Annotated in this window: 8 protein-coding genes; all 8 read right to left on the reverse strand. The window is 42.4% G+C overall.

The window, feature by feature from the left end:
• Positions 1-135: 135 nt before the first annotated feature.
• On the reverse strand, positions 136-363 hold the full coding sequence (locus AACU33_RS12500; RefSeq protein ID WP_096588841.1) for a hypothetical protein: 228 nt from the start codon (positions 361-363) through the stop codon (positions 136-138).
• Between the two features lie 141 nt (positions 364-504).
• Entirely contained in the window at positions 505-4,947 is a 4,443-nt protein-coding gene (locus tag AACU33_RS12505; RefSeq protein ID WP_096588843.1) for a two-partner secretion domain-containing protein, read from the reverse strand.
• A 54-nt stretch (positions 4,948-5,001) separates the two neighbouring features.
• Complete coding sequence (locus AACU33_RS12510; RefSeq protein ID WP_096588845.1) at positions 5,002-8,412, reverse strand: two-partner secretion domain-containing protein; 3,411 nt, start codon at positions 8,410-8,412, stop codon at positions 5,002-5,004.
• Positions 8,413-8,532: 120 nt separating this feature from the next.
• A complete protein-coding gene (locus AACU33_RS12515; RefSeq protein WP_096588847.1) occupies positions 8,533-9,255 on the reverse strand; it encodes a DUF928 domain-containing protein in 723 nt (240 codons plus the stop codon).
• The gene (locus tag AACU33_RS12520; RefSeq protein ID WP_096588849.1) at positions 9,248-11,659 is read right to left on the reverse strand and encodes a CHASE2 domain-containing protein; all 2,412 of its coding nucleotides are present in this window, start codon (positions 11,657-11,659) and stop codon (positions 9,248-9,250) included. The genes AACU33_RS12515 and AACU33_RS12520 overlap by 8 nt, the downstream gene beginning before the upstream one ends.
• A 113-nt stretch (positions 11,660-11,772) precedes the next feature.
• Positions 11,773-13,062, reverse strand: a complete 1,290-nt coding sequence (locus AACU33_RS12525) for a DUF1822 family protein (RefSeq protein ID WP_096588851.1) — start codon at positions 13,060-13,062, stop codon at positions 11,773-11,775.
• 91 nt (positions 13,063-13,153) lie between these two features.
• Positions 13,154-14,554, reverse strand: a complete 1,401-nt coding sequence (locus AACU33_RS12530) for a hypothetical protein (RefSeq protein WP_096588853.1) — start codon at positions 14,552-14,554, stop codon at positions 13,154-13,156.
• Positions 14,555-14,956: 402 nt separating this feature from the next.
• Positions 14,957-15,172, reverse strand: a complete 216-nt coding sequence (locus AACU33_RS12535; RefSeq protein ID WP_339375957.1) for a hypothetical protein — start codon at positions 15,170-15,172, stop codon at positions 14,957-14,959.
• Positions 15,173-15,264 lie beyond the last annotated feature (92 nt).

The following is a 15,264-nucleotide window of genomic DNA, read 5'->3' on the forward strand; positions in this document are numbered from 1 at the left end:
ATTCATGCAAAGTGTGGGGTTCGCTTTCCACAAAATTCTTATGCAATTGAGGATTTATTTGCTCCTCACGTTAGCCTTGGTTTAACGAAGAGGAGCAATGTTGATAACAAACTACTTGGTTGTCAAATGTCAAAACTAATATAGAGAACCACACAAAGCTTGTAGCTGAACTTCTGGTTGTCCAAAATGTTGTTGGCGACAAAGTAAAACTTGAGCCGATCGATAGCGATAGTAAAATCGATGGCTAAACCAGCCTAAGGGCGCACCAACAAGCAAACCGATCAATAAACCAGTTATTAAAAGAGGCAATGGATTACGTCTTTTTGGAGAAATATCTTGCCTTGGAGTAGTATTTTGTACCATTTTGAGTTCTTCACCTGCTCACCTTTCTTATAAAGAACAAAAAATCATGTGTATTGACTTCTCTCTGCGTACATAATTCAGTTAGTAGCAATGACAAGAATGCTATTGGCTGAAACCAAAATTTGCCATTCAGGCAATCCCCTAGAATTTAGATTCTGCGAGACTTTCGTAATTACGAATTGATGTAACACATGCAGGCGTTGCTCTAGTAGCTGAAGGTGTGGCTGTCGGTGCTTGGGCTACAAGGGCAATATTACCATTGGCAGTTTTAATTAAAGCTTGCGCTTCTACAATTTGTGAGGGATTCTCTCTAACCTTCGGATAACGGAAGTTCGGACTCGACGGAAAATGGGAAGACTCCGACTTCCTCACCGCGTCTATCTCACCATCAGCATTTTCCCCATCTAAACTTGCTAAGGGACTGAGGCTAGTTGTACCTGCTAGTGGTTCTAAAGAAGTTGGTGGTAAACTCCCTCCGCGTCCAGTAATAATAAACTTACCTAGAGGGTGTTTAGCTGTAGGTTTGGGGCAAATTTGAGCAATTTGACTACTTGCATCCAGAACTTGCTCTGGTAATTCTACTAATCCTTGGGTGGGTTGAATACTTGGTTGAGTAATGGAAATTTGTCCTTGTACGCCTAATTGCGAACTTGCGGTAATATCGCTAAATGACGTAAGTTGGGAACTAGCTTGAATACCGAAAATATTTTGGGTAGTAATGTTAACGTTACCCCCTTTACCGGTGAAAGCATTGGCAGTAATATCGCTGTTTTCGTTAGGTGCAGCGACTATAAAAGGTGAGTTAATGGTAATGTTACCGCCATCACCACCAGCTTGGGCATTACCTGCGGTAGTGGAGATAAAACCGCCACTACGTAGCAATAACAAATCACCGATATCAAGGGTAATATTGCCCCCATCACCAGCAAAAGTTGCAGCTGCAATACCCGCTTTATCGGCAATGCGAACATCACCAGCGTTGATTTTAGTATCACCAGCTTTACCCGTACCTCGATTCGTAACTGAACTGAAGATACCGCTAAAATTGCTGGGACGCTCTATACTTTCAGGGGTGATGATATTACCACGACCCGCACCATCAAGAGTTATTGTGTCACGGGCATTAATTGTAATATTGCCAGCATCGCCTTTAGCTAGGCTAGTACTACTTATTAGTCCTCCAAGTACAGAAAGCGAACCAGTTGTCAGATTAATATCGCCTCCCTTACCTTCACCTTGATTTTCGACTGTAGTAAAAACCCCGCTGGTAAATCCATTCACATCAAAAGCCTCAATGGTGACAAGATCGCGGGCATTAATTGTAATGTCACCTGCATTACCCTTCCCAAAGGTAGCTGCATTCAGTATGCCACCATTGCTTAATGACAGCGTTCCCGTATTTACTTGAATTTCTCCACCGTTACCGCTGTTTGTGGTAAAAGAGTATGCACCGCTAATCATCCCTTTACTACCGACTCCATCAACAAAAACGCGATCGCGGGTATTAATAAAGATATTGCCAGCGTTACCCTGGCCAGCGCTAAACGTATTGACTGTACCACCATTAGTTAAAAATAATGTTCCGGTATTGATGCGAATATTGCCACTATTTCCGATCGCATTATCTAAAGCTACACTGTAGGCATTGCCTACATTATCAAAAGTCACTGTATCGCGGGCGTTGATAGTAATATTACCTGCATTGCCTTTAGCACTAGTACTGCTAGATAGAATTCCACGATTACTAACTGTCAGCGATCCAGTTGTGATTTCAATGTCTCCGCCTTTACCTTCACCCCTCAGTAAACTGGTTAACAAGCCACTTTCAGCATCAGCAACGCTACCATTAAATAAAGTAACATCACGGATAGCACCGTCAACTTTCACACTATTGCGGGCATCAATTTTAATGTCACCTGCTTTTCCTAACCCAAATCCCACAGCAGATATATATCCGCCATTGGTTAAAAACAGCGCACCAGTTTTTGCTTGAATACTACCAGCATCACCGTTAGTTGCATAAGTAGAGGCACTACTTGGTAAACCGCTTTTACCTATACCGTCAAAAGTAATGGTATTTGCCGCATCAACAAAAATATTCCCACCATTACCTTGCCCGCTGTTAAATGCCACCAAGCTACCACCATTTTGGAACAACAGCGTACCTGTATTAATACTGATGTCACCACCGTTACCAACACTCTGAGAATTTCCAATGCTGGATGCTTGACTATTAAATAGGCTCTTACCGCTAAAACCTGCAAAAGTAACGCGATCGCTGGCGTTAATGGTGATGTTACCTGCATCTCCTGTACCACTGGTACTAGTAGTTAAACTAGCACCATTAGTAACGAACAGCGATTTAGTTTTCAGCTGAATATCTCCAGCTTTACCCACACCTCCAATGAGTAAAATACTGCTCAATCCACTTGTAACATCATTTAAATCACCATCAAATTCACGAGTTATAAAACCATCAAGCTTGACAGTATCGCTAGCTTCGACAGTAATATTGCCTGCATTACCTTGTCCTAATACATTAGTGGATATTTGACCGCCATTAGTTAAAAGCAGCGTTCCAGTTTTGACTTGGATATCTCCGCCATTGCCCACTGCTTTAGCAGCAACAATACTATTCGCATAAGCATAATTGTTAAAGCTGATAGTGTCACGGGCATTAATGATGATATTGCCTGCATCTCCTTTGTCTAAGGTGCTGCTACTGACATAAGCATCGTTAGTAAGTGCAACATTACCAGCTGTCAGCTCAATATCTCCAGCCTTACCGACACCTGAATTACCAACAGCGCTAATGATTCGGGTAAATAGATTGCTATCGTTACCAAATCCGTCTAAAGAAATCGCTTCACTGGCGTTGACAGTAATTTTACCGCCATTACCTTGTCCGAAAGTTCTAGTGTCAATTTCTGAGCCTTTGATGAGTGACAGGGAACCAGCTTGAATTTTGATGCTACCGCCGTTTCCCACAGCACCTTCATCTACATAACTGTAAATACCAGCACCATTGGTCAGTGAAACAGCGTCTTTTGTTTGGATCGAAACATTGCCAGCATTACCTTGTCCCGATGTACTAGCGTTGATGATACCTTGGTTTAGGGAAAGCGAGCCAACATTAACATTGATATTGCCTCCGTTTCCCCGCCCAACGGGAAATTCTTGATAAGCTCCGAGGACATTCGTTTCTATCGCCGCATTATCGCTGATATTTAGTGAATTTGCTTTGATATTAACGCTACCACCATTACCGATAGCTCCATAGGTCACGCTGCTATAAATGCCTGTATTGCTGCCTAAAGAAACACCATCTGCTTGGATAAATATATTACCAGCATCACCCTGTCCCAAAGTGCTGACATTAATTACTGCATCTTTATCTAAGTTCAACGAGCCTGTAGCGATCTTCACATCACCCGATTTGCCAAATGCGCGATCGCGTACCGAATTGCTGATAAAACTGCTATCAGTTAGAGTTGTTGTGCCTGTGGCATTAATTTCAACATCTCCGCCTTGACTATTTGCTGTACCTAAACCTGTTTCTATCCCGGCTCGGAGTTTGCTTTCTCCTGCTAAGTTGACATTCCGCCCATTAATCTTGATGTTACCGCCATCTGCACCCCGAACATTAACTTCTGCGCCATTGCTGAGAGAGACATCTGCACGTTCTACGCCATCGGGTATTGTTAGACTGGGCAAATTATTAGCGGCAATATTTAATCCGACTGTTGCTGGTGCGGCTACAGCAGCTAATTCAATGTTCCCGCCATAAGCCAGCAGTCCGCCGCCATCAATGTTGAGATTTCCACCCACCAATAGTAAGTTTTGGCTATCTGCGACTCTTAGCCCTGTAACATTGTCACCCACAGGATTAATACCTGCCGGTGCTTGCGATTGATTGGTAATTCCTGTTTGATTTAGTTGGTTGAACAGCAACGCTGAGGGATTAATAGTTAACAGAGGCGCTGCTTGCGGATTTGTAGCGCTAAAAATGCCTTGATTGCCAAATTGCACAGCATTAGCAGTAGTCCCCACAAAGGAACCACGCACATCTAAACTGGCATTTTTACCAAAGACAATGCCGTTGGGATTGATGAGAAACAAATTGGCAGTACCATTAACTCCCAATGTCCCCAAAATATTTGAGCTTTGCCCACCAGTCACCCTAGTGAAAATATTTTGCACTCCAGCAGGGTTGCCAAAGTAAACTCGTTGCCCATCATTAATATTAAACTGAGTAAAACTATGAAAAAGATTGCTGCCGCGTAAAGCACCACCATCAATTCGATCGGCACTGGCACCATTAATTAAAACGTTGGGTGTAACAGAAGAACTCTCTGCCCCTAAAGTGTTGTCTGGATTAATTTGAGCTTGGACGGGGGTGCTAGTTAGCAGAATGAAACTGCATAATATGATGTTTGGTGGAACAGCGAACGTTGCGAAGATTCGCGAAAAGCTGTCTGGGAAGATAGTGCGATCGCAAGCTATTAGAGATTGCTTCGTTCCACTGCGTTTCACTCGCAATGACGTATGACTATTACGGTGGAGCCAATTTTGCATCTGATTCATTGCTGATTGTTCTGGGAGCTGATGCGTTGCATTTAACTTACACCTATAGTATTTCTAGCGAGGTGCAACACATGCAGCCGTTGCTTTTGTAGCTGAAGGTGTTGCTATCGGTGCTTGGGCTACAAGGGCAATTTTGCCATCAGCAGTTTTTATAAAACCTTGCGCCTCAACAATTTGTGGTATTTTTCCTGTATCTTGATGTCCCTGCATCCCCGTATCAGGATTTTCTCCATCTAAACTTGCTAAGGGATTGAGGCTAGTTGCACCTGTTAGCGGTTCTAATGAAGAGGGTGGTAAACTCCCGCGTCCGGTGACAACAAATTTACCTAAAGGTTTAGCATTCGGGCCTCTGGGACAAGTTTGGGCAATTTGACTACTCGCATCAACCAATCCTGTAGGTAACTCCAGCAGTTTTTGTGGCGGTTGAAGTTGTGGTTCGGTGATAGTGATTTCTCCCTGTACGCCTAACTCAGAACTTGCAGTGATATCACTCTGTGGCGTAAGTTGCGATCGCGCTTGAATGCCGAAAATACCTTGCGTAGTGATGTTCACATTACCACCTTTGCCAGTGAAAGCATTAGCGGTGATATCGCTGTTTTCGTTGGGTATGGCGGCGATGAAGGGTGAATTGAGGATGATGTTACCGCCATTGCCGCCTGCTTGTGTCCTGCCTGCGGTGGTGGAAATTAACGCGCCACGCCGCAAAAGTAATAATTCACCGATTTCGAGGATGATGTCACCACCGTTACCAGCATTTGTTAAAGATGCGATCGCGCTACCTTTGCCATCAATTGCTAAAAAATTCGTACTAATCCTCATATTTCCGGCATCGCCTGTGCCTAAACTACCGGAAGCAATTTCAGCATCATCACTGATAAATATGCGGTTGCTAGTAACATCTATATCGCCACCTTTACCATTAGCTCTTTCGTCAACAGATGTTGTTAAGCTACTAGCTTGGTCATCCACTGAACCCGTTAGGTTAATAGTATCTGCTTGGACTTTTAAATTCCCTCCATTACCATTTCCTTGAGTTCCTGATGATATCTGCGCTCCTCCTTGTAGATTTAATTGTTGAGTTTTGATGTTGATGTTGCCTGCATCGCCTTTAGCTTCATCGTCAACGACAGTAAGAATGACAGTCTGTTGTCCGCGTAAATCTATTTGATTGGCATCAATGAAAACATTGCCAGCGTTTCCTTGGTTAAATGTAGATGCAGAAATTTGTCCGCCATTACTGAGGTTTAACCGTCCTGTTGTCAGGTTAATGCTTCCTCCAGAACCAATTCCTCCCGTTTGCAATTCAGCAAATAAACCTGATGGTGCAGGTGAACCATCTTGTCTTTTTGGACCAACCCCAGAAATATCAATAGTATCCGTGGCACGAACCACCAAATTACCCCCTCGTCCACGTCCCCCTACCACTGAGGTTGATATGCTTGCGCCATTACTCAACCGCAACCGTTCTGTGTCAATAGCGATCGTGCCACCCAGCACATCTGCATTACTATTAATTACATCCGAGATTATGTCACTGGTATAATTCAGACCCCCGAATTGAGATAGCACTTCCTGTAACTGAGGATCAAAGAGAAATTCTTCCGTAGAAAATAATTCATTGAGTTCTGCAACCTGTTCCTTGGTGAGAAAAACAAACCCATCCAGTTCTACATCCTGGGCGCGGATAGTAATATTTCCGGCATTACCGCTGCTACTAATGGATGTAGTAGTAATATTTGCTCCTTGGGTAATATTTAGTCGAGGAGTTTCTATTGTTACATTACCGCTATTTCCTGTACCAAAACTTGTCCGGCTTGATACCCCGCTAGAAACACCATTAATCTCTACATATTCGCTAGCTTTAATCAAAATATTAGCTGCATTTGCACTGCTAGAGGTATTCGTATTGATATTCCCTCCATCTTTAAGACTAACTCGCTGGGTTTCAATGGTAATATCGCCTGCTTTGGCTTGAGTTATACTTCCAAATGGTAAAACTAGAGATGTAGCTATATTACTTTGACTCACTTCAACTCCATTCCGAGCTTGAATGGAAATAGAACCAACACTTCCACCATCACTTGCAAGTGCTGTTATTCCTCTTCCTGAAAAGTTGTTTTTAACTCGCAAAGTACCCGTTTCAATTCGGATGTCACCTGTGGAACCGGAACCTAAGCTCGAAAGTGCTAAAGAAGACTGGTTGCTAATATTGATTGCATCTGTTGCCCGCACTGTCAAATTCCCAGTGTTACCTATACCCCCAGATATCAGCAAAACAAAGCCACCATTAATGTTAACTGACTCTTTAGCATTCAGGGTGAGGTTCCCCCCATTACCTTCACCAATGGCAGATGTATAGATTCTACTGCTGGTTGCTGGTATTCCATCTCCGGTAATTGTAATTTTGTCGGCATTGATGGTAATGTCACCACCTTTACCTGAAGCATTGCTGTTAGAAAAAATTGCGCTACTGTTAGTCAGGTTAACTGCATCGCTGGCTTGGATTTGAATATCACCACCTTTAGCTGCACCATTAGTAGCGCTCGCAATTCCGCCGCTGTTGTCTAAATTCAATTGAGTTGCATCAACAACAATAGAGCCGCCATTAGAACTAAATAGATACGAACTGTTTCCGTTTAAGCTAATTTTTTCACCAAATATTTCAATACCGCTATTTTCACCTGTAGCGACAATTCTGCTATTTGTTAAGTTAATGGGTGAGCGTCCAAAATTTTCTGGTAATTTAAAATCCAATGATGAGCCATTAACATTCAATCCAACAGATGTATCTCCACCGACTGCTGCCAATTTTACTTGTCCATTTGAGCCAAACAAAAAACTACCATCTAAGGCAATTTCACCACCCATAAATGCTAGGGTGCTACCAGTGCCAACATACAACGGATTAACTGCTTGGCTAGTAATACTTCCAGGTTGAGAACCAAACTGCAAGCCAATTGGTACATTGATAGTTAATAAAGGTGGTGCTTGAGTATTAGTGGCACTAAATTCAATTCCATTGGGGAAGAGTAAGCTATTTGCTGTAGTCGCTGTAAAGGCTCCCCGAATATCTAATTGGGCATTTTTACCAAATACGATTCCATTGGGATTTATTAAAAATAAATTAGCATTTCCCGCAACTCCCAATGTCCCCAAAATATTTGAGCTTTGCCTACCTGTCACCCTAGTGAAAATATTTTGCACTCCGGCAGGGTTGCCAAAATAAACTCGTTGCCCATCATCAATATTAAATTGAGTAAAACTATGAAATAGATTGCTACCGCGTAAAGCACCACCATCAATTCGATCGGCACTTGCACCATTAATTAAAACGTTGGGTGTCACAGAAGAACTCTCTGCCCCTAAAGTATCATCAGCGTTGATTTGTGCAGAGGTTGGTGTGCTGGCTAGTAAAATCAAGCTGAATACAAGGGAGTTGTGGAGCCAATTCTGTATCTGATTCATAGCTGATTACTCTAAGGGCCGATCTTTGCATTGAACTCATACCTATAACTATTTCTGGTGAGGTGCAACACATGCAGTAATATCATGTCCGTTAGAGGACGGGGAAACCCCGCCCTACGGTTATTGGGCTGGAGAAGTTGCAGATGAGCGTGGTTTACACACATCTGTGACAAATGTTTCGCGTTGCTTGATGAAGGATGCAGAGGGTTTTTCTACTTGGTAAAGAACTTGAAAAGCATCAGACCAAGGATGGAAAGTACCTGTTTCTGTTGTGTGTTTGAGTTGATAATTAAGAAAGTAATCGGCTTTTTTGAGGGCGATTTCTTCGGAAGAGGCTTTGTTGGCTTTAAGTTGTTGCTCTAAGGTTTGCAATTGAGCTTGAATTTTTTGGCGATCGCTTGCTGGCATGACTTGAAATGTTGTCCAGTTTGTGCTGTCTGATAATTGCCATTGATAGAATTTGCCCGCTTCTAAGGGTTGTTCTGCACCGTAAACAACTTTTTGGTCGGCAATTTTAACTGGTGTTTGCCACACGACTTTTTCAGTTTCGTAATCGCGAACAATTAATTGAGCGTCTTGATTGTTTCCGGGACTGTGCCATAAAAATAAAGGGCGATCGCTCCAAACAATGTATGTTTCTATTAAGCCAGGGGCGATCGCACAGATGGGATTATTAGTTCCTCTAGAGGCTAAAGGCTTTCTGGGACGACGCTTCCAAAAAAAGGCAAACAAATCACTAGATTGAGCCATGAGTTGCTCAGATTTAGCAATGTGTTGTTCGTTAGGGATACCGCCAAAAGCGATCGCTAAAGGAATGAGTGCAAAGCTAAATAATTTACGCATGATTGTTTCTCTTTGTAGCTGGTAAAACGTAGATGAGGAAAACTGATGAGGGTAAAAACCAGGGAATTAAAATCGCCACAGAAATATATAGTTGCAATACGGCAATTCCGTAGAGGATGACTGCACCGATTGCACCTGCTATGATTTGCTGACGACGGCTGGGTTTTAAACGCAACTGATTTTTCATCGCCAAGGTTGTGATTTTACCGAGAATAATTGCCACCCCAATCGTCCAAATATCGGGGATAGGAATTACCAAACGCTGGGTTAGAAAATGGTGCATCATGTATGCTAAAGTTTCACCACCTGTCAGCCACTCTTGCTTTGTCCAATAACTGATGGCGGCTGGGGCTAGAGAGCGATCGGGTTGACCGGCTGCAATTCCTAAACGCCGATCGCTACCAACTGCGATCAAAACTACTTGCTTGGAAAGTAAAGGAAATTTGTTGATATCTGGGTTTTCAATCAATTGCCAAGCGGGAATCGGGGTATAAACTTGCTTCGGGGGAATTGAGTAATCTAAGATTGGCTGTAAACCAAAAGGCGATCGCCAATCTCGCAGCGTAGATAAGTTACCTTTGTTGGGATACTGCTGAATTGCATCGAGTAGTTGCGCCCGGAGATTCTGCTGGCGGTTAGTTTGCGGTTGGGGTAAGGCTGTGATTTCTTGTTTAGCTAGCTGCACTAAAGACAGCAAATATGCGAACGGGCAAGTTTTACGACAGTCGTTATTGCCATCTGGTAATTCTACTAAGTTTGGGTATGCATCAATGTATCCTTGCAATGTCCAATCCCAGTTATTAATGTTCAGTGCTTCATTTGTACCGACTTCGCGATCGGGTTGCAGAACAGCCGCAAACATTAACCACATATTTGCATCTACCGCTTGACGCACGGCTTTACCTAAATCTTTATCTCCCGATGGCGGATCTTTCTGGGGTGTATCAAAAATAAAATCTAAACCTACAACAGAAGCATTTAACTTTCTCGTACTATCTACCAACTTGGCGATGTACCTGCGGTTCATTGGCAAAAGTTGGGAATTCGGCATTTGGGCGCGGTAAAGCGACTCTTCATCAATTTGGACTAAAGCGACTGGGGGGGCTTCCTCCGATGGGATTTGGGCTGTGACGTTGCGGTAAATTGACTGAGTAAGTAATCTTGTCTCTAGCAGCATTTCTTGAACCGGGACAAGCAGGCCAAGAGTAAGGCTGGCAGCGAGAGCGATCGCCTCTAAGCGATTTGGTATACTTTGACGCAGGCGTTGTTGCCAGCGAAAAGCCGGAATGCGGTAGAGTGCGGCTCCCGGATGGCAAAATAGCGAAGGTACTAAGTAAGATGAAGGATAAGTGTGACTTTTATCCATCCGTAGAAATTGCCGCGCTTCCGTCAACGACTCGTACACATCAAGATGTTTCGCCAGTCCTTGCAAAAATCGCACCATAAATCCTTGGGCGACGCTGTTATGAATGGGTTCGCGCATCACCACTACTTGACCAAAACCCAAATCGATTAACGCATCTGCAATACTTAAACCACTGCATGAATTAAAAATTGCTACTTGAAGTCCGCGTTTTTGGGCGATGCTAAGTTGCGGTGCAATTTCGCTAATCGCAATTGACACGCCTGGCGCAATCCCCAATTCGCCGCCTGTGATGTCGGTTTCATTACTATGTCCAGCAAAAAATAACACATCCCAACCGCGTTCATCGGTAATTGCATCAGTAATTTCTTGAATTACCTGCGCCGCAGTGTGTTGTGGTTGCCAACCGACAAATTCGACATCAGCTATGCGTAACAGGGATTTTAAAGACTCTTTTTCCGCTTTAAAATTTAAGCCAGTATCATCGCCCAAAATTGCTAAAATGCGGGGTCTGCCTTGACGTTTTTCTTGTGCTTGTGTGGAAATATTTAAAGGTGTGCGAATGAATTGAATTGCTTCATTAGTGGCAAATTCATTACCTAATTCCCAGGCTTCCCAAGGAAAACGAGCTAATTCTAAAGGCGCACAGGTAAGGAATATTTGTATGGGTGCGTTAGTGTCGGGATTATCTTTAATTATTTGTTGACTTTCTTGAGCAATTTGGGCACGAATTTCATAAAGTTCAGCACTGCGTAACCAGCGATGAAACTCATACATCAATTTCGTTTCGGCTTTCACAAGTTCGGCGTGCCAATCGATAGTGAGTTTAGCTATACCACCATCAACAGTGCGTCCGCGCATTTGGTCGGAGCGATAAAAGTTAAGATATGCTTTTCGCCAATCTTGATACAGCTGAGTGAGGGCGGGGGGATAATTAATTTGTGTAGTTAATCGCTGGTCTTTTCCCCAAGCGAGTTCAAATAGACAAATTTGCTCTACTTTTTGAACTTTTAGATTAAAAATATGGTTATTATTTTTCATATTAGAATTTTTATTTCGCGCAAAGCCGCCAAGACGCAAAGAATACAAGTTTTAAATAATTAGCTAATACTAAAAACGTAATTCTTCTTTTTCCCTCCTTCTGCCCTCTGCCTTTAAGCACTTTCTAACGCCAAACCAAAAGGCGGAATTTCAAATACAATATCATCGGCAGTTACTGTCACCCAAAATCGCTCGTTCCAATCGCCAATAACTTGAGCGTAAAGTATACCTTGACTGGTATCTGATAGAGTTTGTTCAAATAATTGTTGTGTTTCATCGCGCACCTCTAAGGTTAGAGTATTTGGGATTTGTGTTTGCGGTTGGGAACCTAAAGCAATTAGCAATGTCCATTCTCGGTTATCTGCTGTTTCTGTTAGTTCCCAGGTAATTGCATACATTCGCAAACTACTTTGTTCGCTATTTAAGTCACGAAACGCACCCCGTGCTGAAGAGGGAATATAAACTCCCTGTTGTTCTAAACTAGCGCGAATTCGGTCAAAATTTTCTTGTAAGGAACGTAATTGTGATAATGCTGGTAATGGCATTAACATCCAACCCAATTCTTGAGCAACTATATCAATTTGATTGTTTAACCATAAACCAACATTAATTAATGGTTGTATCAGGGAGGGAGTTGCTGCTTTGTAAACCCAGTGAATTAAATCTGAGTTACTTAGTAAAGTTATGCCTTCGTTAATTGTGAGTAATTCCCAAGGTTGTTGCTTTTGTAGTTGAGGTTTGATTCTTGTAAGCTTTTGTTTTAATCCTGCAACTGTATTAGTTTCTATTGAGGGAATATTTATAGGTAGCTGTATGGCATCTGGGTTGAGACAGCGTAGATTTAGTAGTAAGGCGTTAGGGTCAGAATTAAACCAAGATTGAGGTAGAGTGTATGTCCAATCTGGCTCGAGTTGTAACCTTGCTGTTGCTTGATAACTACGATATTGCTCGTAGTTCATAAATCCAGATATCGCAACCTGCTGTGCTTCTTCCTCAACTTGCATCAACACATAGAAATGAGCAGCAAAATCGGGAATATCAAAAACTGCATTAGGGATGCGATGTTGGTCAGGTAAAACGCTGGCAGTTATGAGACAAATCTTAAAAGCGCCCACTTGAATATTACAAGCTGCTGCTAATAAATTTGCAATTGCTGGTTGCCAAATTGAAGCAGAATCGCTGTGTATTTCTAGATCGGGTGCGCGTTCTTTTATCCATTGCTCAAATCCTAAAGTTGCCAACGCACACAGGTAAACTGGCCAGCGTTGTTGTGGCAGGTGAATTGATTGGCTCAAACGTACAGCTTGTTGTAAATTTTCCGGTAATAATTCTGTTCGAGTTTCATTCAGCGAATGCCAATCAACATAATCGTTTAAATTTAAATTTGATGTAGGTTGAATCATAAGTTAGTCATTTGTCATTTGTGATTTGTCATTGGTCATTTGTCCCATTTCTCCCCACCCTTCCCACACTCCCCACACTCCCTCATCCCCCCTACCTCCTGCCTTCCAAATACCGACATAATCGACGAGCTAATAAACTACATAAAGGTTGATTCCGCACGGGATTTTTCGCTTCCGATTCGGCTTCTTGGATGATGCGAGAAATTTGTTCGTCTAAAATCAATTCCAACTGTTGATCTAAACGTTGCAAGCGTTCATAATTGGTAAATTGTTGGGCGATTTCTAAAACGCGATCGCGTAAGATCAATAATAAATTTTGTCTAATATCAGCGCGCAATTCATTTAACTTTAATAACCGCGTTACTTCATATTGTTTTTTCATGCCAATTTGCGGTGCGATTTGGCTCATCGCTAGACCTTGGCAATGAAACAGGTGTAAAGCAGTGATAAATGATTGGGTAATTTCTGGATTAGTCGCACGTTTACGTTGCAGTTTATCAAGAGAAGTTTCTAAGACTTGTGCAACAGCTTTATCTAAAGATTCGAGAAATTGCTGTTGATATAACTGCATAAATTCTGTGGTTTCATCGTCAACTTGCGTGAGTTGCGATCGCTCTACAATGGGTTGTATCTCTGGGCGATCGTAAGCAACAGAGGAAACATAACCACCTTGGGCTGCAATGCGGTATTGTCTCAGCTTGCTTGCGATTGCTTGCAGTTGAGTTAACACAGCTTCTTTACCGATTTTGCGATTAGTTCGGCTTTGCAAGTCATGAACAATGCGAGTTAACTGTTCCGATGTCGGGATTTGACAGGGTTGCGTTACTCCAGCTAGCCTTTGTTGCAAGCGGTCTTCGCGGTAAACTGCGTGATAACTAATCAACAATTGGCAGACTTGCTCAATTTCTCCTAGCGTTAAATGATACATATCTGCGAGAATTCGTTGTAACTCCTTAGGATTTGTATCGTTTAACAATGCCCAATCGCTAATTAACAACACGCCATGCTGAAGTAAAAACCGCTTGATTTCTGGGTTTTGTTTCACATACCGACTTACCCATGCATTCAGCGAACCTTTCGTTGGGTCGAAGGTATTTAAGAGTTTTGTCGCTAAGGATTGATAAGAGGATGTACTTAGTTGCGCTTTGTTGGAAGTTTCTAAGATTACTTGATCGTCCAAGACGAACGGTAATAAATCCTCACACCGAAAACCGTGACGACTGCCAAACCTCATCGCTAAATCTAGACAAACCTGATAGATTTGGGAAGATATATAGCAGCGCAAACAAATTTCCGCTAAGTTGGTTTCTGTAGTGTCGCTTGCTGTACCTTGTTGCATTTGTAGCCAAAGTTGACGAGCGATCGCACTATCAGAAAGCTCAACTCCTGTAAATTTTGTTTGCAAATAATTTCTAGCTGCAACTATCATTTCCACCCGGCGCTTACTCGTAGAGTCTAGCTTGACAAATTCCCAGAATTTTGCTGCTACCACGGTATTTTTACTGAATTTCAGCTACTTATTTTTAATTGTTTCACCTCCTTTGCGGAAAAGCAATTTCTTTTGGGGCATGGGGCATTTCCCCACGTTCCCTTTGCTTTGGGTTAACTACAATTCCTTATATTTCTGGCGAGGGGGAACTTATGCAAGCGCGATCGCTATTTTGAAAAAAGAACGCGACAGATAAGTAGGGGCACAGCACCAGTAAGATAATTTGGTATCCCAAAAGATTGTGGTTGCCGTGCCCTGACAAGGAATTTATCTGTTGTAAATATTATTGGAATTGGTATAAATATTGGCGTTTAATGCAGCATATGCAGTAATAGTTACTGTATATGCTAGTTTATCTGCTGTATTGTCTTTTAATCTTAATTGGGCACCGCGACAAATAAAAAATTACTGTGGACTATGATTATTGATATAACCCAATGTCCAGTTATTAGCTTGTTGCAACTGGTCTTTTTTACCTTGTAAAATTAGCGAAAAAGCGACTCTTGTTTGTAAATGCCCCTTGACTAAGTAACGATCGGGTTGTGCATAAACACCGCCATCAAAGGAGTTAGCAACAGGCTCAATAATTCCGCATTCGGTGGTTTTATCTGGTAGTTTCACCTCGATCAACTTGTCAGTTTTATATTCTTTAGGAACCGAAAATAGAGCATAGACATAATGCCTACCGCGCCAAGGCTGAAGTACTATTTTCT

Source organism: Calothrix sp. NIES-2098 (assembly GCF_963875125.1).
Lineage (GTDB): Bacteria > Cyanobacteriota > Cyanobacteriia > Cyanobacteriales > Nostocaceae > Aulosira.